The organism is Neobacillus mesonae (genome assembly GCF_023715155.1).
Taxonomy (GTDB): domain Bacteria; phylum Bacillota; class Bacilli; order Bacillales; family Cytobacillaceae; genus Neobacillus; species Neobacillus mesonae_A.
In genome coordinates, this window is sequence record NZ_JAMBNQ010000013.1 from 1 (window position 1) to 21059 (window position 21059).

Sequence of the window (21059 nt, forward strand, 5' to 3'; positions counted from 1 at the left end):
TATTAAAAGGAAAAAAAAGGGAACAGGTCAATTTAGAACCTTTTTCCCTTTTTTTCTTTTGAAGACCAAACCCAAATGTAAAATTATTGAATATTTTCAAATCGATTACTTACGTGCAAGGCCAGTGGGTCTGACCCCTGATACTTTTGATTTGGAACCTCCATTGATTTTACTAGCAATACCCGTTCCTATTGCAACAACCGTAGAACTGATGATGAAAATATAAATTAATCCTATTACATTTGCCACTGCTCCAAAGACAATCGGTGTTGTAACTTGGGTTAGCCGATTAACCGTGAGGCGGATTCCTAAAGCCTCTGCAACACGTCCTTTAAGAGCGTTATCAATTGTAAGGGATATAGATAATGGCTGTCCGATCCCTAATCCAATCCCCAGGATAAAGGCGATAATACCCGCTATGACAATCTGTGAGAAGAATGGCAAGGCTAAATAAGTAACACAAGTTACAATCATAGAGCCTATAAAAACATGAATAGAACCAAAACGAGCAATTAAGGGGGAAAGAGAGAACCGAATAATAACACTTGCAATTCCATTTATGGCTAGCAGCAGCCCTATTGTAGAGTTGCTGTAACCGAAATGTACGCCTAAAAGTGGGAAAAAAGTGATGTATAGGTCTTTAGCGAACAAAATTAATGAGCTGAATAATAAAGCCACTCGTAATCCAGGTATTTTTAACAAATCTAAAAAAGTAGTTTTGTTTGCTGGTGATGAATTGGAATGTATCTTCTTTTTGACTGGATATTCATTAGGAATAAAGTGGATAAAGATACAATTCAATAATCCAACTATGGCTAAAACCATAAAGGTTTTGGGAAAATCAAAATAATCCGCAATGATCCCGCTAAAAAGAGGCCCAAGCAGGGTGCCTGCTGCAATCCCCAGGCTGAGCCACGAGACGAATTGATTTCGATTTTTACTGGTTGAAATTCTTCCTACATAATCCTGTGCAGACAGCATAAAGATTGTTTGAGCTGAACCAGCAATGAGCTGTGATAAATATAACCCATAAAAATTTGGAAGAAAACTGGGCATTATGATTCCCAAAACACCCAGATATCCTCCAGCCAGCAGTGTTACTTTTGAATTTAACTGATCAACAATCTTTCCAAGAATGATAGCAAAGATTAGCGGGAATATAGAAAATAAACTAGTAATAACCCCAATTTGATTGATGCTTCCCCCTAAATCATGTGCAAATAAGGAAACTGTTGGACGGGTTCCCATTATCATCAGCATATATACACCTGTGATACATACTATATATATAATTTTCATTTATTCACCACTTCTTTTAGCAGAATCTACTTATACAAGTTGATAAGTTCCTCTTTTCTTTAAATATGGGACAAGCCCCCCGTCATTAATAATGTCAATCATGACTGATGGCATTTCGGAGCCTATATATTTTAAGGATTTTGTTACATTTTCTACTTCACCTGTACTTAGATTCACTTTCAGCTGATCTTTATCATTAATGGTATGATCCTTAATCTCAATAATTGGTAATCCAATGTTAATGGCATTACGGTAAAAAATACGGGCAAAAGACCGTGCAATCACGATAGAAACACCAGCCTTTTTTAAGGCTAATGGCGCTTGTTCTCTAGAAGAACCACATCCAAAGTTATTTCCTGCTACTAAAATATCCCCAGCTGTTAATTTTGCCCGAAATTCGGGATCTAAATCTTCAAATACATGATCAGCGAGTTCTTGCATATTTAGTGTTTTTGTATATTTTCCCGGAATAATTCGATCGGTATCAATATTATCTCCATAAACATGGGCTGTTCCAGTTAAAATCATTTAACGGCCTCCTTTAGTAATTTTTTTGGATTTGTAATTTTTCCAAATAGAGCTGAAGCTGCTACAACAGCGGGAGAACTAAGGTATACATTTGAATTTCTATTTCCCATTCTTCCTCTGAAGTTTCTATTAGTGGAGGAAATAATTCCTTCGTCATTACCGGGAACTCCAAGGTGTGTTCCGACACATGGACCGCAGCCAGATGGGAGGAAGGTTGCTCCAGCACGTGTTAGGATTTCAGCTGTTCCATCTTGTAATGCTTGCAAATAGACTTCAGTTGAAGCGGCCGCAATCATAAATCTTACCTCTGGATGAACTCTTTTCCCTTTTAGAATGTTTGCAGCTTCATGTAAATCTTCTAATCTGCCATTTGTACAACTTCCTAAAAATGCTTGTTGAATCATGCTGCCCTCAACTTCCGATATCGGCTTTACGTTATCCGGTGAATGGGGGATGGCAACTTGCGGTTCTAGCTGGGAAACATCAAAAGCATATACGCTTTCATATTTTGCATCCTCATCTGCCTTGATAGGTTCAAATTCATATGGCAGTTCCAAACCGATTGTGTCAACAAACCCCGCCTTAGCACCCATTTCAATGACCATGTTAGCGATTGTTAAACGACTGTCTAAACTTAAATTGGTAATGGCTTCTCCTGTAAATTCAATCGCTTTATAGGTCGCTCCATCTATTCCCAGCTGTCCTACTAAAAATAAAATTAAGTCTTTAGCAGATACTCCAGGTTGTAAAGTGCCATTCAACTGGATCTTTATGGTTTCTGGAACTTTAATCCATGTTTTCCCTGTTAAAAGAACTGCCGCTAAATCTGTAGAGCCCACTCCAGTAGCAAAAGCACCTAATGCCCCATATGTACAAGTATGTGAGTCAGCTCCAAGAACCAATTGCCCTGGTTTGACATGCCCGTTTTCTACCATAAGCTGATGGCAAATGCCGCTGCCGGCATCATACAGCTTAATCCCCTGCTTTTTTGCAAAATCTCTCATTAGAGAATGCAAATTCGCAATTCGTTCATTTGGTGCTGGTGCTGCATGATCAATTACAAACACTACTTTAGATGAATCCCAAACCTGAGTCCCGCCCATTTCTTCAAAGCTTTTAATCGTTAAGGGGGCTGTAGTATCGGATGCCATAACGGCATCTACATTTACGATAGCGATTTCATTTTGTTGAATGGTTTTGCCTGAGTGAGAAGAAATAATCTTTTCAACCAATGTTTGGCCCATGTGAAACCTCCTAAAAGGATTAATATTTTTGAAATCTGTTATTAACTTTTGGATTACTAATCCGCATAATGGATTTTAAATTCATTCTACGGGACGAAAAAGTCATGTGTCAATCATTAATTAGAAAATTTATAATAATTTAAATTAGTGGAATTTATTTAATTATCCTAAATTTTTAATTGACAATGATTTTGTGGTGATTTACTATGAAATCACTGGATGGTTTAAAAAACCGCAGAATGAAACAGTCTTTAAGTTAAATAGATTTGCAATCCACTGTGTGATTCAAATCTATAAATAGTTATGGTCTTTTATCAATTGAAAAGGCTGTTTTCGTAAACTATGTTGTTATGCCAAGAAAAGCGGAGGTTTATTCTATTTAGGAATAAGCGGACTCTGCGAAAAAGCTGGATTACAGGATAGCCCCCTTGGAGGTAAGAATTAAGCGGAAGTTTTCCCGTTATTTGCAAAATTAAGCTTAAATAGTAAAAAATAAGCGGAGTTTTTTCCGTTATTCAATGAAAAGCACCCGATTTTAGCAGTTTAAAATCAAATAAGGGAAATTCCTCCGTCTATTTCAGCTCATTAACATCCAATTTCCTTAATAACGGGAATTTCTACCTCTATTTTTTGAACGAATCTTAAAAAGGGAGCAAAAAGCAACAATCTTTTAGAAAAGAGCCATTGAAAAAGAAGGGGAGATAGAATGCATGGGTGAAACAGTCCGTTCCGTTGAAAGAGCGATCGATATATTAACTTGTTTTACGATGGAAGAGCCTATTTTAACAGTTCCTATGATCAGCCAAAAGGTAGGTTTAACGAAGTCCACTGTATTCCGTTTGCTAACTTCATTAGAGGCAAAGGGGATGGTCGAGAAAATACCGTCTACACATGAATATAAATTAGGAATTAGGTTACTATCCATTGGGAATGTCGTGCAAAGTTCACTAGAATTACTCGATATAGCAAAACCAATCATGAAGGGGCTTGCGGACAAAACTCAGGAAACAGTCAATATAAATATTGCGCAGGGTATGAATAGAATCTGCATTGATAAGATTGATGGAAATCAAGTGTTGAGAAAGGTTTCAGAAATTGGACAGTCATTGCCTCTGCATAAAGGTGCTTCCGGGAAGCTATTATTAGCATTCTCCGATCCTGATACCATAACAAAGGTATTAAGAGAACAAAGAGGAGTAATGCCTGAAGCTGCTTTAAATCATTTAAAAATTGAACTTTTGGATATTAGAGAAAGGGGTTATGCCACAAGTTTTAGCGAACGTTTAGAAGGCACAGCTTCTGTATCTGCCCCAATAAAAGATTATACAGGGAAAGTGATTGCAGGTTTGACGGTTTCTGGACCATTAATTAGATTTACAGAGGAGAAAGTTGAATTCTTTGTAAAAGAAGTTTTAGAATCAAGTTTTAGGATTTCGAAGAGCCTCGGTTATTCACGAGAAATGAATAACTCAGCTAACCAACTTTAACGATCTGACTGAAATAATAAACATGAAATACTATTTCAGTTATTTTTTTAACTATTATAGTTTGAAAATTTAATATTTTACTAATATTCACCATGTGAATAGTTGGCGGTTGACTTGCCTATATAGGAAATTTCAATAGGCATACAAATGAAAGCGTTACCTCTATGTGCGATGCTTTAGAAAAAAATAAAGAAATAGGTCAAAAGGAGTGGAAAGAAACTTGATTCAATTTACAAATGTATCTAAAAGGTTTAGCAGAGACGGACAGTCATTTTTGGCAGCACAAAATATAAACTTAGATATAAAACAAGGTGAATTTATTACGGTAATCGGTCCAAGTGGATGCGGTAAATCAACGGTATTAAATATGTGTGCTGGTTTAATGAAACCTAATGGCGGGGAAATTTATTATCGCGGTAAACAAGTAGAAAAGATTAACACTCAAGTAGGTTATATGACACAGAAAGATAACCTATTGCCCTGGAGGACGGTTAAAGCAAATATTGAAATTGGTTTGGAGATACAGGGTAAGGGTGCAAAAGAAAGAGAAAGGGAAAGCTCAAAATTTATTGAGATGGTTGGATTAAAAGGCTTTGAGAAGCATTATCCTCAAGAACTTTCAGGGGGGATGCGGAAGAGAGTAAGTCTTGCAAAAATCCTTGCTTATAATCCAGAAACCCTTTTAATGGATGAGCCTTTTGGAGCCCTGGATGCTCAGTTAAGATTAATTCTTCAAGATAAATTGTTAGAAATATGGAAGAACACAAAGAAGACCATCATATTTGTTACACACGATCTGGAAGAAGCCATTACACTAGGTGATCGGGTTGCGGTCTTTAGTAAGAGGCCCGGAACCATAAAGGCGATATACGATGTTGATCTTCCGAGACCTCGAGATACGTTTAATGTCCGGTATACGGATGAGTTTAAAACGATTCAAACCAGGCTTTGGGATGCACTAAAAGAAGAATTTATTGAGGAGGGGAATGTTGGATGAATGTAGGCGTTGCCAATACGAAGGAGTCAAGCAAAGTAAGTAACAAACCTATTGCCCTGGATGACGAGGTGAAGATAAGCCCCATTAAAGAAAAGATGAAACTTAATGGAATGCGGCTGGCTTTATTAGTCGTTATCTTGGTGGTTTGGGAGCTGATATCAGGTAATCTGGTAGATAAATTCTGGATTAGTAAACCGAGTGATATTTTCCATGCTCTTTATACATGGTTCATTTCAGGAGAACTCCTTTTTCACATTGGAATTACAGCTCAAGAAATGTTTATTGGATTTTTTATTGGAGCAATTGGAGGGGCACTATTAGGTTTTCTTTTAGGAAGGTGGGATTTTGCTGCTAAGCTTTTAGACCCGTTTATTATGGCTTTATATAGTCTGCCTAAAGTGGCCTTAGCTCCCCTCTTTATTCTATGGTTTGGTATTGGAATTGAAATGAAAATTGTATTTGCAGCAGTAATCGTCTTTTATCTTGTATTTTTTAATACGTACGCTGGTGTAAAGAACGTTGACCAGGACTTATTAGATAATATTCGCTTAATGGGGGCATCTGAACGTCAAATTTTACTAAAGGTTACCATCCCATCTGCGCTCAATTGGGTGTTTGTAGGATTAAAAATGTCTGTACCATATGCCTTGATTGGTGCAGTCGTTGGGGAAATTACTGCCTCAAATCGCGGAGTAGGATTTTTAATCAGCTATTCAGCCGGGCAGTTTGATACAGCAGGAACATTTGCAGCGATTTTAATATTGATGGTCATGGCGGTTCTGCTTAATTTTGTACTCGGGCTGCTGGAGAAGCACTTTCTTCGCTGGAAACAGACTAATTCAAATTAATAACATTTAGGGGGATATTTATGCGGAAAACAAAGGTTGGTTTTAGCTTATTAATCGGTTTAATGTTGATACTTTTAAGTGCATGCGGCGGTAAAGAAACAACTGGTCAAGGGCAGGCGAAGACATCTAAAGGAGAAAGTAGTAATCAAAAAATAACCATTGCACAAACGACTCACGGTTTCTTATTTACTCCATTGTATATTGCACAAGAAAAGGGATTCTTTAAAGAAGAAGGATTAGATGTAGATGTTATAACGACAGGCGGCGGATCTAAAGTAATGGCTGCAGTCATTGGAGGCAGTGTGGACATTGGAGGAACCACTCTAGGGAATGTAATGGATGCTTCCAGTAAAGGGCAGGATGTTCAGGTTTTCGCTACACTAATGAATCAATATGCTTCAAATGTTGTCATCCGTAAAGATGTGGCAAAAGAAAAAGGAATTGACGAAAACTCACCTTTATCTGAAAAAATTAAAGCGTTAAAGGGATTGAAAATTGCGATCACTTCTCCCGGCAGTTCAAGTGATAAATTAGTTCGTTATCTTTTAGGCATGGAAAAAATTAACCCAGATAAAGACGTTGAACTTGTACCGCTTGGTAAAAGTGAAGCCGTTATTCCTGCATTTAAAAATAAACAAATCGATGCCTTTGCCTTTTCTTCACCTACATCTGACATGGGGGCAATGGATGGCGGTTTAATGTTAATCAATTTATCTAAAGGGGAAATAAAAGATTTAGACGGGTTCCTTTATACTGGTTTAGTGGCATCTAAAAAACAATTGAAAGATAATCCAGAATTGTACGAAAAGGTGACTCGTGCGATTGCTAAGGCAGAGGATTTTATTAAAACTGACAAAGAAGGAGCAAAGGAAGCACTGAAGAAATCCTTTACTGACATAGATGAAAAGGTGTTCGATATCGCATATGAAAACAACTATCCTGCTTTTGCTACCGATCCAACTGTTACTGAAAAAGGATATAAAATGAACGTTACTTTTGAAGGTATTGACGTGCCATTCGGTGATGTTGCAAATAATTCATTCTCGGAGAAAGTAAAGTAGCCAGAGAAGGAAAAGATGGAAGCACTCGCAGGATTCTCTGAAGGTTAGGAAACTCTAACAGGATCAGAAACCTGTGGGTGCTTACTTATATCAGCTTGAAAAATATGAAACTAAAAATATAGGGCAGAATAATGTTTTTGAAAGGAATAGATATAATGAAGGGAAATAATTTTGGTCCTTTAACCGGCATTAGAATACTAGATTTATCCACGATGATTGCAGCACCATTTGGGGCAACCCTTTTGGGGGATTTCGGTGCAGAGGTCATTAAAGTAGAGTTGCCAGGAAAAGGCGATTCCTTAAGGGGGATGGGACCTTTCCATGAAGATGAACCATTAAGATGGCCGGGAATTGGAAGAAATAAGAAATCTTTAACATTAGATTTGCATAAGGAAGAGGGAAAGGAAATTCTAAGAAAATTAGTTAGAGTTTCTGATGTGGTGATTGAGAATTTCAGGGTTGGAACCTTAGAAAAATGGGGGATTGGGTATGAGGATTTAAAAAAAGAAAACCCCAATCTTATCATGACTAGAGTAACAGGATATGGCCAGACTGGTCCTAATTCAAATAAGGCGGGATTTGGTACGCCGGCGACGGCCTACAGCGGATTCACCTATTTGCACGGTTATAAGGATCGGCCGCCTATTAGCCCATCTTTTTCATTAACCGATTATGTAACGGGAATATATGTTGCTTTTGCAACAGTTACGGCTTTATATTATCGCGATACAAAGGAAAATGGTACGGGACAATATATTGATATCGGTTTATATGAGTCCATGTTTAGGATGATGGAGTTTCTTGTTGCTGAATATGATCAGAATGGAACGATAAAAGATCGATCTCCTGGTTTAAGCGGGCACTCTAGTCCTGCTGGGACATTTCAAACCAAGGATGGACACTGGGTTTCCCTCGTAACAAGTTCAGATCGAACGTTTGAAAGGCTCGCGAAGGCAATGAATAGAGAAGATATGTTAGAGGATGAAAGATATTATACCAACGCTGAGCGCCTAAAGCGGTTTGATGAGACGAATGGAATCGTTGCGGATTGGGTAAAAACCTATAATCGAGCGGATTTGCTTCATTTATTAGATGAATATGGTGTTCCGGTCAGTCCAATCTACAGTATAAAAGATATCTTTGAAGATGAGCATTTTAAACAGAGGGAAAATATTATTGAAGTTTCTCATCCTCGTCTTGGAAAAATTAAAATGCCGGGAATTGTTCCGAAGTTCTCAGAAACACCTGGTGCTGTTAGAAATGCCGGCCCTGATTTAGGTGAAAATAATGAAGAGATATTGGAAAGTCTCTTAAATTTTAATAAGGAAGAAATTGAAAATCTAAAAATCAATAAAGTTATTTAATGAAGGAGGTATAAATCTTGAACTACCCAACGGAGGTAAATATCACCGAAGTTTGTCCCAGGGACGGGTTTCAGAGCCTGTCAGAATTTATTCCTACCGAAGAAAAAATCCAACTCATTAATGAATTAATCGACTGTGGTTTTAAGCAAATCGAAGTGACATCTTTTGTTCATCCAAAAGCAATTCCTCAGCTCAAGGATGCGAGTGAGGTACTGCAGGGGATTAAACGTAAAAAGGATGTTAAATTACGTGCCCTTGTTCCCAATTTAAGAGGATTAGAGAGAGCAATAGACGCTGGAGTCGATAAAGTGAAGCTCATGCTTTCCGCCACTGATTCACACAGTATTAGTAATGCTAATTGTAAAACGTTTGATGCAATGAAGGGTTTTGAAACTCTTGTAAAACGGGCACATGACTCATCGGTCGGGATATCTGGTTCTATTTCAGTTATATTTGGCTGCCCTTTTGAAGGAGACGTCTCAATGGACAGAATTATTGAAATATGTAAGAGATATATAGATTTGGGAATTTATAATCTGTCATTAGCTGATACAACAGGTATGGCCAATCCAATTAAAATTAAAAGGATTGTAGAAGAAATACACGAAAACTTCCCTGAATTGGGATTATCACTGCATCTCCATAATACAAGAGGAATGGCATTTGCCAATGCAATAGCTGGCCTGGAAGCCGGAATTAAGGATTTTGATAGTTCAGTTGGTGGATTAGGCGGCTGCCCATATGCGCCTAATGCCAGCGGCAACATTGCATCAGAAGATCTCATTCATGGATTCGAAGAAATGGGCATTAAAACAGGCATAGATTTAGATAAGGTCATAAATATAGGAGATAAATTACAAAAAATGTTTCCTTCCTATGCCAATAGTTTTATTTTAAAAGCTGGAAAATGTTCGGATTTACATTTACCGCCGATTGCTCAGGAGAAACTGGGGTAATATTCTGATGATGTCCCACGAGAAACCTTATTTTTAAAAGGATTTTGCGTGAAACAAGCGGTTATTTCTTTCGGAAAAAACGTTCTGGAATAGAAGAAAACCACCCTGCGCAGTCGGAATCAAAAGGATGGCTCGCAGAAATAAATCTAACATTAACAGCCCCCTGACAGCAGAGGCTGCAGAGAGAAGTGTTAGCCGCACTTCTCTTTTTTATATCAAAAAGTACCCAAATTCGAAAGAGAAACCTATCCTCCCTAATAATCTAATAAACACGTAAAGTTTAGTTCTGTATCGCTTGTGATGGGGGACTGACCCCTTAAAATAAGTCAGGATGTCATGTATAATATTAGAAAAAAAGCAGTTGTATTGAGAGGTGAGGGACCTATGGGAATTAATGCAAAGGATGTTGCCAGGCTGGCTGGGGTTTCACAATCGACCGTTTCGCGGGTGTTCTTTGGCGGGGCATCGGTAACGGAGAAGACGAGGAAGAAGGTGTTGGCTGCTGCTGAAGAGCTGGGGTACACCCCGAATGAATTTGCCCGAAGTTTAATTACAAATAAAACAAACATTATCGGCCTTGTCATGAAGGGAGTTAAGAACCCCTTTTACCCCCAGGTATTGAAGGAATTTGCCCTGGAGTTTAAAAAACTCGGTTACGGTATTCTATTTGTTCATACGAACAATTACGAAATTGAAAAGGAAGACATCTCCATGTTATTAAAATATAACGTGGCCGGGGTTATTATAACTGACGCGGCCCTTTCTTTATATGTAACCGAGGATTTTAAAAAGAATCAAATTCCGCTCGTTTTATTTAACCGTAAAACGGAAAAGCAGGATTTTTATTCTGTTGGGACCAATAATATGGCGGCAGGCAGAAAAATTGCTGAGTATTTAATTGCAAAAGGCTGTACTGACATGGTCTACATCTCTGGAGAACGTAATACATCCACAAGTATTGAACGTGAAAAGGGTTTTTTCGATGTGCTTGAAAAGCATCAGCTCCCCTATAAACGCTATGATTCGGACTTTTCCTATCAAGGCGGCTATGAAACCACAAAGAAGGTGATTAGTGAGGGGAACATACCATCTGCCTTTTTTGCAGCAAACGATATTATGGCTTTTGGTGTGTTAGATGCACTTCGTGAACATTCCATTGCAGTTCCTGAAGAAACGAAGGTTGTCGGCTTTGATAATATTGACATGGCTAATTGGCCAACCTATAATCTAACAACTTGGGAGCAGCCCATTTCAGATATGGTGCAAGAAACGGTCAAATACATGATGTCTGAAATCGAGGAGTATACAGGGAGGACAGGAAAGGTAAAAATTCCCGGCCAGTTAATAGAGAGAAAAACAACATGAGTATTGACTTTTTTTCATTTTTAGAATAATCTTTATTTATGGTACTTTGAATACGTATTCATTCGAGGCTGTTTTGTTTGAATACGTATTCTTTATAAAAACATTAAAATGAATACGTATGCAGGGCGTAATATCATCTGACAGAAACGTATTCATTTCTATTAAACTATTTTGAATACGTATTCATAATCAAAGGGGAGGAAATTAGAATGGTTAAAGTCGTTAAAGCAGGTAAATCAAAAGAGGAAGTTTCTCAAAATGATTCACAAGTTGCGAAAATTGTCGCTGACTCTATTAAAGAGATTGAAGAGCGCGGGGATGCAGCTGTTCGTGAATTCTCGGAGAAATTTGATAAATGGTCACCGGAATCTTTCCGTTTAACGGAAGAACAAATTAAAGAAATTGTGGCGAAAGTTCCTGAACAAGTCATTAACGATATTAAATTTGCACAAAAAAATATTCGTGCATTTGCTGAGGCACAGCTTGCTTCGCTGCATGATGTGGAAGTTGAAAATACTCCCGGTGTCATCCTTGGCCATAAAAATATTCCAGTAAGCAGTGTCGGCTGTTATATTCCTGGCGGACGTTATCCGATGGTTGCTTCTGCACATATGAGTGTTCTTACAGCAAAGGTAGCAGGTGTTAAACGAGTGATTGCCTGCACACCTCCAATTAAAGGCGAGATTCCGTATGCTACCATTACGGCTATGCACTTAGCAGGTGCTGATGAAATTTATTTGCTTGGCGGAATTCAAGCGATGGCAGCGATGGCAATTGGTACAGAAACCATTCAACCTGTTGACATGATTGTAGGACCAGGAAATGCCTTTGTTGCTGAAACCAAGCGTCAATTGTTTGGCCGTGTAGGGATTGATTTATTCGCTGGTCCAACAGAAACATTGGTAGTAGCAGATGAAACAGCGGATGCTGAAATGATTGCAACCGATATTCTTGGCCAAGGCGAGCATGGTCCGACATCACCAGGTGCTTTGATTACGACTTCTGAGAAATTAGCATATGAAACTCTTGAAGAAATTGAACGTCAGCTTAAAACACTGCCAACGGCGGAAATTGCACGTGTTTCTTGGGCAGACTATGGACAGGTTTTAGTAGTAGACAGCCTGGAAGAGGCCGTTGTCGAAGCAGATCGTCTTGCTTTTGAACACGTTGAAATTTTAACAGAAAATCCTGATTACTTCTTAGAAAACATGACGAATTATGGATGCTTATTCTTAGGACCTGAAACAAATGTCGCCTATGGTGACAAAGTCATCGGTACCAACCACACATTACCGACAAAAGGGGCCGCTCGTTATACGGGAGGTTTATGGGTTGGCAAATTTATTAAAACAGTTACGTATCAAAAAGTAACTCCTGAAGCAAGTGCTTATATTGGAGAATATGCAGCCCGCTTATGCCAGTTAGAAAACTTTGCTGGTCATGCGGAGCAGGCTTTACTGCGTGTCCGCAGATACGGAAATAAAAAATAATGTAATACAAAGAGGAGGGAGTATATGGTCTTAGGTTTTATTGGATTGTTCGGTGGATTAGCTTTGCTAATCTACCTGACAATGAGAGGTATGAACTTACTGATAGCAGCACCGCTGTCTGCTCTGTTTGTGACAATTTTAAATGGAATACCACTGTTTCCGCAGCTTGCTAAAGAAGGGGCAGCGAACTTTTTGACAGATTATATGACCGGGTTTTCCGGGTTTATAGCTTCTTGGTATTTAATGTTCTTAACGGGTGCAATTTTTGGAAAGGTAATGGAGGATAGCGGGGCCGCTGATAGTATTTCCAAATGGATTGTTGAAAAAATTGGAATGAAACGTGCCGCTTTGGCGGTTGTTCTCGCTTGTGCTGTGTTAACATATGGCGGTGTCAGCCTGTTTGTGGTAGCTTTCTCTGTTTATCCAATGGCAGTTTCCTTATTTAAAGAGGCAAATCTACCAAGACGCTTCATCCCTGCAGCACTTGGATTCGGCTCCACGACCTTTACGATGACTTCTGCAGGTTCCCCTGAAATCCAAAACTGGATTCCGATTGAGTATTTAGGGACAAATGCCTATGCAGGCTGGCAGGTCAGCTTAATTGTGGCCGTGTTTATGATGATATTTGGTTATTGGTGGTTAACAAGAGCCATTAGAAAAGCTGTGAATAAAGGGGAAAAATTTATTGAAAGAGAATCAGATCACTGGGAAACTCGGCATGAATTACCGAATCCACTGCTGAGCCTGATTCCGCTTGTGATTGTATTAATCATCTCATTTATTTTCCATGAATCATTGAAGCAGTCAGCATTAATTATCGCGCTGACCAGCGGCAGTATCGCCACCTACTTAATTAATCGCAAATATTTTTCAAATGTGGGGAAGGCGATTACAGATGGTACAATTGGTGCCATTATTGCTATTGCAAATACTTCAGCCGTAGTCGGTTTCGGCGGTGTAGTGAAAGCAACTCCTGCTTTTCATGAGGCGGTAGCCTTTATGACCGATATTCCAGGCAGCCCGTTAATTGGCGGCGCATTGGCCGTTGCTGTCATTGCTGGTCTAACGGGATCTTCATCCGGCGGCCAGGCGATCGCGTTACCATTACTTGCGCCGCATTATTTAGATTTAGGTGTCAATCCTGATGCACTGCACAGGACTGTAGCCATTGCATCTGGTTCAATTGATTCACTGCCATCAGGCGGGTATGTGGTCACAACCATCCGTTCGATTGCAGGTGAAACACATAAGGATGCCTATCCAATGTTTGGTGCCTTAACGGTTGTTGTACCGGCGGTTGGTACCGTATTAGCCGTCATTTTATTCTCGTTAGGACTATAGCATTCTATTTTTAAAATGCTTAAGCAAATATAATTAGATAAATTCCTAGATTTCAAGCCCAACATCGTATTGTTTGTTGGGCATTTTTTTACATGGTGATAAGGAGTGACGAAAATGGAAAATTTATCTATAATTGGATGTGGAACAATGGGGCATTCAATTGCACTTGCAGCAGCATGGGCCGGCTTGTGTGTCAAGGTGTCTGGTGTAAATCAAGAGGATGTAGAGAAAGCTGATAAAGGCTTGCGAAATAAGTTAAATGTATTCATAGAAAATGAATTAGTTAATGAGGGTGAGGCAGCGGAAATCCGCTCGCGGATATTATTCGTTACCTCTTTGTCTGAGGTCGTAACGGGGGCCACTTTTATCATTGAGGCTGTCCCGGAAATACTTGACATGAAGCATCAATTATACAGAACACTTGAGCAGCTGGTCGGGGAAAATGTGGTGATTGCAAGTAATACATCGGGGTTTACACCGACCTCATTAGCAGAGTCAGCGGCCCATCCGGAACGGTTTATTGTCACCCATTTTTGGAATCCCGCTCATTTAATCCCGCTTGTTGAAGTTGTCAAAGGCGAGCAAACGAATCAAGAAACCATTGAGCGTGCGATGGCCTTTATGAAAGAGATGAAGAAACAGCCGATTTTTCTCCAGAAGGAAATTCCAGGATTTATCGGCAATCGCCTGCAATATGCGTTATTCCGGGAAGCCCAGGCATTGTTAGATGAAGGGGTGGCAGCAAAAGAGGATATTGATGCTGCTGTTACCTACAGTATTGGCAGAAGGCTGCCGATTACCGGGCCGTTGATGACGGCTGATATGGGCGGCCTGGATGTCTTTTCAGCGATTTCCAATTACTTGTTTAAGGACTTAAGTAAAGCAGATAAATCCGGCAGGGTGTTGTCAGGTTTAGTGGCAGAAGGCAAGCTTGGTGATAAAAGTGGTGAGGGCTTTTACCAGTGGGATGAAGCTGCCTCGAGAAAAATCAACACAGAGCGGGAACAAACGTTAATTTACTTTTTAAAGATGGACCAAAAAAAGAATCAATAGGGGTGGAGACGTGAAACAGCATTTTTCAGACCTACAAAACAAGACAGTGATAGTTACTGGCGGCAGTAAAGGAATTGGACAGTCCATTGCACAGTCTTTTGCAGAGCTTAATGCAAATGTCGTGATCATTGGCCGCAGTCAGGATGCACTCGAACAGACACTGGCCCTTCTTCAGGAATTCGATGGAAATCATAAAGCATTTGCTGCTGATGTGAATGATATCAATAGGGTACAGTCGATTATTGGCGAAGTTGTTCAGCAGTATGGGAAGATTGATGTACTCGTGAACAACGCAGGCGTCAATATCCCAAAACCAGCACTTGAAGTAACGGAAGAGGACTGGGATCGTATCCTAGATACCAATTTAAAATCTGTTTTCTTTATTAGTCAGGCGGTTGGTAAGCATATGATCGAGAGCGGCACGAAGGGGAGAATCATTAACATTGCCTCACAAATGTCGTTTGTCGGGTATATTAAGAGGGCTGCCTATTGTTCCAGTAAAGGCGGGGTAGTCCAGCTCACAAAAGCATTAGCCGTTGAATGGGCCTCATATGGGATTAATGTAAATGCAGTGGCCCCGACCTTTGTGGAGACAGAGTTTACCGCAGCCATGTTTACAGATAAAGCTTTTAAAAAGGATGTAGAAAGCCGCATTCTTTTAGGAAAAATGCCAAAAGCAAAGGATATTACAGGCGCAGTGCTATACTTGGCATCTGATTTGGCTGACTTTGTAACAGGAGAAACGATAAAAGTTGATGGCGGTTGGACTGCTATATAAAGTTTCAATGTAATCTATATTGGAATATGCTGATATTCTTTGAAAAATCCTTTTTAAAAAGAAATTCGGTTAAAATTGCCTTTTATAAAATGGAAAATATTCGCCTAATTTTGATATAATTTAACTGAGGTGATGTCAATTGAATAAGTTAAGTGAGCATACCAAAAAGGAATTATTTAATGCCTTAAATGGAAAACAATCAGGTGTTTTTGTTTTAGATGGTAAGGTAGTTTCCATTGAGGTTGAAAATAATGATTCAAGTTCACATAATGATTCGGTCATTGAAGATCTATCCCAGGAGATTGAAGACTATCCCGAGTTAAAAGAATCATTATCCAGGTATTTGGATAATCCAGGTATGAAAAGATACACTGGCAGTGAATTGAAAGCTAACCGCCATGAAAAAAGAAAATGAATATACAGTCCTTTTCACAGAAGAATTTGACTTATGCTTAGAAAATATCGAAAAATTTTTCTCTGAACAGGAGGAAGAAACTCTACAATGGTGGTATTTGCGGGAAGACGAAATAATCAATTACATTGAAACTCACCTTTCTGAAAATCCCTTTATGGGTAAACCAGTTGAAAGTGGCAGCTTTAAAGGTTTAAGAAGGATTACCTATGGGAAAAGCAGACATGTAATGTTAAATTACATCATTTATTACGCAGTTCATGAAATTGATGGTTATGTTGATGTTATTAACATTTTACCTTCTAGGACAAAGCGTAAGCGCATTGGAAAATAATTATTTGCAATAAAATATTTCACCTAAAAACCAGATCCCTTCAAAAACGGAGGGGTCTTTTCTTATTTCACCGTTCATGGTGATATACATAGAAAAGGTCAATTTGGTGTGTTTAGGGACAATTTCGGAATCAGGCATATCCAGTGGAACTATTACTCTTTTTAAAAAATTGATATCATGCAATGGGTTTTTAGTATGATATGGGGAAGAACTCAATTGTCCATAAAATTGAAGCAACTGTTCAAAGTAAGAGGCTATTCGGGTTTGGAAAGCTTGAGAAATCCAATGAATGTATGAAATGGAAAAATACAGCGATAATAGTAATTATAAATTTTTGAATAATGTTATAATTATAGGTAAATTAAATAGTAAAGGAGATGTTTTGGATGAAAAGGCCGAATAAATTTTTACGTACCGGCTTGGTGATCACAGCCGTGATGTTCTTCTTGCATATTTACTCCATTCAGTTACCGGATTTTATTGAAGGCTTAGGTTATGGCTGTGGAATTGCATTTATGTTAATTGGTATCTACGCCGTAAACCACGATATTTCTAAATTAAGAAGGTTTAAGATGAAATTATTAAAGAAAGTTTTTTAAGGAAATTGCGGGTACCAACTGAGCCTGTCTTGACTATTGAGACACTATCTTTGTAGGGACAGGGGGATGGTACCTGTGTTTTTACGCAGACATTTTTCGGCCTATACTTCATGTCATAATGAGTAAAACGGCAAGTTTTATGCCGCACCAGCATATTTAAAACAACCGTTGGAAACCGCCAATTCTATTAGTTACCCGCGAAGCTTATGAATTTATTCATTCCCTTTAACCTGCTATATGCTGATGAAAATATCCAGGAAGAAATCCCATTTGACGTGGCCTTAATTGGGGTGTTTTTTCTTGAACTGGGGGTGGCAGCCGCCTGAAGACTTGCTGCAGTGTAGGGGGGCTAACCACAGAATGTCATAAACTAATGAAACGTTTATTTGAATGGCAAAACTTGTAACTCTAAAGAGGGTGGAATCATTCTAAGATGTACAGCTGGTACATATATACAACATGATCATGATAAAAAGAAACCGAATAAACACAAAGTAATTTTTGTGTTTGTAAAAGGTCATTTAATAAAAAATGAGAAGCAATAGAATTGCTCCTCAAATCATTTTTCGTGTTTAGAGTTCTAATTTATCTTTTTATATACATATTCCACAGGATAATCAGAGAATCGTTGTCTCCACTTATCGATGACAGGATGTATCTTATTCTGATAATCTTCGTCATTTGTATATTGCTTCACTTTTTCTCCGTCATTTATGATAGATCCTACATAATAATGACCGAATGGATCAATAACGATGATTCCTTCCTTTAAAGTATATAAACCTCTTACTCCACCCTCGATGGCAACACTATCTTCTAGACCATATTTTGCACCAGCTTCTGTATCAACAATTTGCATATTTGACACTAGTGCATCATAATCGCTGCCTAGCAATTTCTTAATATCAGAATCTACAGTAGTGTTTACTATTTTAAGGGATGAAAGTGTAGCTTTTTTAGTATTAGCTGCCGCAGAAGGATTTTTAAAATCCCCCGCCAGGGAAGTTCCAATCCCTCCAATTTCGCCGCAACCAGGGGTTTCTTCGATGTGAATATAGTCATCATGCAGGGTCATATCCAACTGACAACCTGTATCATATTCTGTATCTACCAACTTAGCTTTATTTCCATTAACAGCAGCCTTTCCATCAATTCCACTTGTATTAGCACCACTGTAAACTTCCATCGAGACGTCCAGTACACCTTCATTAAAATTTGTAATTCTCAGTGTCCCTGGACTGTACTCTGAGGTTCGCAGCCACTCACCAACCCAAGCATCTGTTGATCCTTTTGCCTTTTGTTCTTCCTGTATCTGTTTGAAATTTTTAATTGCCACAGGTATTTTTAGCTGATATTCCTTATCTTTAACCTTTTGGGTTAAAGTAATTGCTGCTTTTTCTTCAGAAGGAAGCTCTTCAGCTTTAACCTGTAAACCATCTTTTGTCTTTTTAACTTGAACTATTCCCTTTGGAGTAACAGAAACCTTTACCTTTTCCATATCTGTTGCTTTATTATCATCCGTCATGCTAAGTAAATCGTGTTGAACAGACTCAATTTTAACCTCTTTTGATGCTCCGCTATTTATTTCAATTTGTTTTACTGGTGCAAATCCGGTTATGGATTGACAGTTGTTTAATGTGACACCTAGACCAATAGAATGCTCCTTAATTAACAGTTCAGCAAGTGTTGTTTTAGGCGTGTTAACGACCAGTGAGGCTTGAGCAAATGCTCCGTAGTCAATCTTACCGCATGCAAAAGAACCACCTTTTGTATTCGTACCAACAGCCCCTTCACCAGTTATCTTGGCACCGGCATATCCTTCAACACCAACACCGACCACACCAAATGCTGTTGCAAGTAAATCTACAGAAGGTCCAAATTTCCCTTCTGCTTTCCCTCTTCCTTGGATACCAATATCCATGTCATTTTTAATTTTTGAAATGTGGTCAATCTCACCATTTTCATAAAGAACACCACTTGTCTCTTCTTTTTCGATAGTAACGAGCAGTTCTGGTCCGCCTTCAGCTGTAACCTCAACTCGTAACATGAGGTCTCCTCTGATTACTAAACCAGGAGCGGCAGTAACAGGAATCGCAATGGTTCCAAGCTTTACTTTCTTAGAAAAATTTTTGATTTCTTTTTTTCCGTTGCTTAATTCTTTGCCCATCCGTTTGAACTTTACATTTGTATCAACCTTCATTTTTGACGTTAGTCCTAATCGATCGATTTTCATCAATCCAGCTTTGAAATCAGGAGTCACTTTTGGCGAAAATAGATGCATTGTTCCATCTATACCAAGTTTGTATTTTTTATTCAAAACGAAATTGTCAAACTTTACCTTTAAACCTTTATCTAACCTTACTTTAATACCTGGGTCCATTTCTTTGAACTCCGCTTTATTTCCTTTTGAAATGGTTTCAGAGGCAACAACTTGTACAGGTTGAATGGAAGCAAGAGATTCAACTGTAACACCTTCAATTCCTTCTGCAAGTGTAAAATTATCGCTTGTAATAGGATAGGTTTTATATACATTTAATTCTTGATAAAGTTCGGCAAATTCAGGTTCTCCTACTGATACAGTATAATGGTTAAAATTCTTTTCAACCTTTTTAATCTTCAACGCTTGACCTTCTGGGTACTCTGCAGTCGGTACGATGATAATATCATTTTTGGCCAATGGACCCTTAACCGCATCTTTATCAATTTTCAGAGAACGATCTCCCAAAATTTCAACCTGCTCTTTTTTCAGAGTTTTTATCTTCGGATTGAGAACGGCCTTTTCGACTTCATCCCGAATCGTTACAAACTCCATTTTGTAATGGCGGCTTACATTTTGCCCTGATGTGTACTTAATATCTTTCTTCATATTTAGTTCAAATTTGGTGCCTTTTTTATATCCACCAGCAGGCGGATGAATAAGAATGGTCGTTCCATCATTTGTTAATTGAATATTGATATCTACCTTTTGCTTTTTATCGTCCAAAATATAAATATTTTCCTTGGTTAAACTCTTTTCGTCTAAGGCTTCTCCGAACGAATACTCCCAGACTTTATCTACTGGTATATCTGTTCGCACATCCACCATTTCATTTTGATTGACCGTTCTCTTTTCTGTTTTAACATCTGTTACCAGAGCAGAACTAGTAGCAGCTTTTCCTTTATTTATGTGACTATAAATAAAGAATCCAGCACCTCCTAATACCAATAAGGTTAGTAGTGCAATCAAATACTTCTTCATCTCCCGATCCCCTTCATTTCTCTCTCTATGTTTTGACAATTGAAAATTATACCTATTAATTAACCTTTTGTGTATAATAAAACACTTGAAATCGAAAAAATTAGGTATATGGGGATATTGTGGGAAATACTGGGGATTTAGAGCGAGCAATCAAACTATTGATTGTTTAAAAGAAGTTTTAAAACATAATAGGATGGAAATTTCTGAGTGAAGTCAAAATAATAGACAACCTAAACAACAACAAATTGCTGGTTTACATGGGAAGATTTGCAGTAGAGTTCATTTCGTGCGAAATAAATCATTTTCTGGGGAATAAAGTACTTTTTTATGGAAAAATGAAAGCTAAAACTGACAAAATATTTATGGTGAGATGCTTAAAAGGATTGATTTAAGTAGGTTTTATAAAGGATTCAAATGAACGTTTGTTTGGTAAACCTAGAAGCAGAAATTTGTAAGCAAAAGAATGATAACCGCAAAACCACTACCACCCGAACGGCAGCGGTTGTATGAGGAGTGTTAACTGCACTTCTCTTTTTTTATGCCGCGGGCAGTGTACCTTGTGCAGTAAATCTGCACTGAATGAGTTAAAGGCCGGAGTATGTTTCGATAAACAATGCAATCGAATTACAGCAGACTCGTTTTCTAGAGTCAAAGTCTTCCACTAA

Annotated in this window: 18 protein-coding genes; 14 read left to right on the forward strand and 4 right to left on the reverse strand. The window is 38.5% G+C overall.

Annotated features, from left to right (window positions below):
• Positions 1 to 105: 105 nt before the first annotated feature.
• From M3183_RS12720 to M3183_RS12730, 3 genes are read right to left on the reverse strand one after another with little or no spacing between them, the layout of a single operon-like run.
• On the reverse strand, positions 106 to 1299 hold the full coding sequence (locus tag M3183_RS12720) for an MFS transporter (protein ID WP_251470202.1): 1194 nt from the start codon (positions 1297 to 1299) through the stop codon (positions 106 to 108).
• Between the two features lie 30 nt (positions 1300 to 1329).
• The gene (locus M3183_RS12725; protein ID WP_251470204.1) at positions 1330 to 1827 is read right to left on the reverse strand and encodes a 3-isopropylmalate dehydratase small subunit; all 498 of its coding nucleotides are present in this window, start codon (positions 1825 to 1827) and stop codon (positions 1330 to 1332) included.
• Positions 1824 to 3071, reverse strand: coding sequence for a 3-isopropylmalate dehydratase large subunit (locus tag M3183_RS12730; protein WP_251470206.1), 1248 nt, complete (start codon positions 3069 to 3071; stop codon positions 1824 to 1826). Before M3183_RS12730 ends, M3183_RS12725 begins: the two co-directional genes overlap by 4 nt.
• Positions 3072 to 3781: 710 nt before the next feature.
• On the opposite strand from M3183_RS12730, the gene M3183_RS12735 reads away from it, so the two are divergent.
• From M3183_RS12735 to M3183_RS12800, 14 genes are all read left to right on the forward strand, one after another.
• Complete coding sequence (locus M3183_RS12735; RefSeq protein ID WP_251470208.1) at positions 3782 to 4558, forward strand: IclR family transcriptional regulator; 777 nt, start codon at positions 3782 to 3784, stop codon at positions 4556 to 4558.
• Positions 4559 to 4778: 220 nt separating this feature from the next.
• Positions 4779 to 5555: an ABC transporter ATP-binding protein gene (locus M3183_RS12740; RefSeq protein WP_251470210.1), complete on the forward strand. Its 777-nt coding sequence runs from the start codon at positions 4779 to 4781 to the stop codon at positions 5553 to 5555.
• On the forward strand, positions 5552 to 6403 hold the full coding sequence (locus tag M3183_RS12745; protein ID WP_251470212.1) for an ABC transporter permease: 852 nt from the start codon (positions 5552 to 5554) through the stop codon (positions 6401 to 6403). Before M3183_RS12740 ends, M3183_RS12745 begins: the two co-directional genes overlap by 4 nt.
• A 20-nt stretch (positions 6404 to 6423) precedes the next feature.
• Entirely contained in the window at positions 6424 to 7464 is a 1041-nt protein-coding gene (locus tag M3183_RS12750) for an ABC transporter substrate-binding protein (protein ID WP_251470214.1), read from the forward strand.
• Positions 7465 to 7619: 155 nt separating this feature from the next.
• A complete protein-coding gene (locus M3183_RS12755; protein WP_251470217.1) occupies positions 7620 to 8828 on the forward strand; it encodes a CaiB/BaiF CoA transferase family protein in 1209 nt (402 codons plus the stop codon).
• 17 nt (positions 8829 to 8845) lie between these two features.
• Positions 8846 to 9784: a hydroxymethylglutaryl-CoA lyase gene (locus M3183_RS12760; protein ID WP_251470218.1), complete on the forward strand. Its 939-nt coding sequence runs from the start codon at positions 8846 to 8848 to the stop codon at positions 9782 to 9784.
• 384 nt (positions 9785 to 10168) lie between these two features.
• Positions 10169 to 11149: a LacI family DNA-binding transcriptional regulator gene (locus tag M3183_RS12765; RefSeq protein WP_251470221.1), complete on the forward strand. Its 981-nt coding sequence runs from the start codon at positions 10169 to 10171 to the stop codon at positions 11147 to 11149.
• A gap of 209 nt (positions 11150 to 11358) precedes the next feature.
• Positions 11359 to 12639, forward strand: coding sequence for a histidinol dehydrogenase (hisD, locus tag M3183_RS12770; RefSeq protein WP_251470223.1), 1281 nt, complete (start codon positions 11359 to 11361; stop codon positions 12637 to 12639).
• Between the two features lie 24 nt (positions 12640 to 12663).
• The gene (locus M3183_RS12775; RefSeq protein WP_251470224.1) at positions 12664 to 13980 is read left to right on the forward strand and encodes a GntP family permease; all 1317 of its coding nucleotides are present in this window, start codon (positions 12664 to 12666) and stop codon (positions 13978 to 13980) included.
• 114 nt (positions 13981 to 14094) lie between these two features.
• A complete protein-coding gene (locus M3183_RS12780) occupies positions 14095 to 15033 on the forward strand; it encodes a 3-hydroxyacyl-CoA dehydrogenase family protein (protein WP_251470226.1) in 939 nt (312 codons plus the stop codon).
• A 10-nt stretch (positions 15034 to 15043) separates the two neighbouring features.
• A complete protein-coding gene (locus M3183_RS12785) occupies positions 15044 to 15811 on the forward strand; it encodes an SDR family NAD(P)-dependent oxidoreductase (RefSeq protein WP_251470228.1) in 768 nt (255 codons plus the stop codon).
• Between the two features lie 139 nt (positions 15812 to 15950).
• Positions 15951 to 16226 (forward strand): hypothetical protein, encoded by a 276-nt coding sequence (locus tag M3183_RS12790; protein ID WP_251470230.1) that lies wholly within the window; start codon positions 15951 to 15953, stop codon positions 16224 to 16226.
• Complete coding sequence (locus tag M3183_RS12795) at positions 16210 to 16557, forward strand: type II toxin-antitoxin system RelE/ParE family toxin (protein WP_251470231.1); 348 nt, start codon at positions 16210 to 16212, stop codon at positions 16555 to 16557. The genes M3183_RS12790 and M3183_RS12795 overlap by 17 nt, the downstream gene beginning before the upstream one ends.
• Positions 16558 to 16943: 386 nt before the next feature.
• A complete protein-coding gene (locus M3183_RS12800; RefSeq protein ID WP_251470233.1) occupies positions 16944 to 17156 on the forward strand; it encodes a hypothetical protein in 213 nt (70 codons plus the stop codon).
• Between the two features lie 580 nt (positions 17157 to 17736).
• Here M3183_RS12800 and M3183_RS12805 read toward each other — a convergent pair.
• Entirely contained in the window at positions 17737 to 20394 is a 2658-nt protein-coding gene (locus M3183_RS12805) for an Ig-like domain-containing protein (protein WP_251470236.1), read from the reverse strand.
• Positions 20395 to 21059: the final 665 nt, after the last annotated feature.

Bases quoted from the DNA above. Each gene is read 5' to 3' on its own strand.
- M3183_RS12720 (WP_251470202.1), bottom strand. From the start codon at position 1,299: ATGAAAATTATATATATAGTATGTATCACAGGTGTATATATGCTGATG.
- M3183_RS12725 (WP_251470204.1), bottom strand. From the start codon at position 1,827: ATGATTTTAACTGGAACAGCCCATGTTTATGGAGATAATATTGATACC.
- M3183_RS12730 (WP_251470206.1), bottom strand. From the start codon at position 3,071: ATGGGCCAAACATTGGTTGAAAAGATTATTTCTTCTCACTCAGGCAAA.
- M3183_RS12735 (WP_251470208.1), top strand. From the start codon at position 3,782: ATGGGTGAAACAGTCCGTTCCGTTGAAAGAGCGATCGATATATTAACT.
- M3183_RS12745 (WP_251470212.1), top strand. From the start codon at position 5,552: ATGAATGTAGGCGTTGCCAATACGAAGGAGTCAAGCAAAGTAAGTAAC.
- M3183_RS12750 (WP_251470214.1), top strand. From the start codon at position 6,424: ATGCGGAAAACAAAGGTTGGTTTTAGCTTATTAATCGGTTTAATGTTG.
- M3183_RS12755 (WP_251470217.1), top strand. From the start codon at position 7,620: ATGAAGGGAAATAATTTTGGTCCTTTAACCGGCATTAGAATACTAGAT.
- M3183_RS12765 (WP_251470221.1), top strand. From the start codon at position 10,169: ATGGGAATTAATGCAAAGGATGTTGCCAGGCTGGCTGGGGTTTCACAA.
- hisD (WP_251470223.1), top strand. From the start codon at position 11,359: ATGGTTAAAGTCGTTAAAGCAGGTAAATCAAAAGAGGAAGTTTCTCAA.
- M3183_RS12775 (WP_251470224.1), top strand. From the start codon at position 12,664: ATGGTCTTAGGTTTTATTGGATTGTTCGGTGGATTAGCTTTGCTAATC.
- M3183_RS12780 (WP_251470226.1), top strand. From the start codon at position 14,095: ATGGAAAATTTATCTATAATTGGATGTGGAACAATGGGGCATTCAATT.
- M3183_RS12795 (WP_251470231.1), top strand. From the start codon at position 16,210: ATGAAAAAAGAAAATGAATATACAGTCCTTTTCACAGAAGAATTTGAC.
- M3183_RS12800 (WP_251470233.1), top strand. From the start codon at position 16,944: ATGAAAAGGCCGAATAAATTTTTACGTACCGGCTTGGTGATCACAGCC.
- M3183_RS12805 (WP_251470236.1), bottom strand. From the start codon at position 20,394: ATGAAGAAGTATTTGATTGCACTACTAACCTTATTGGTATTAGGAGGT.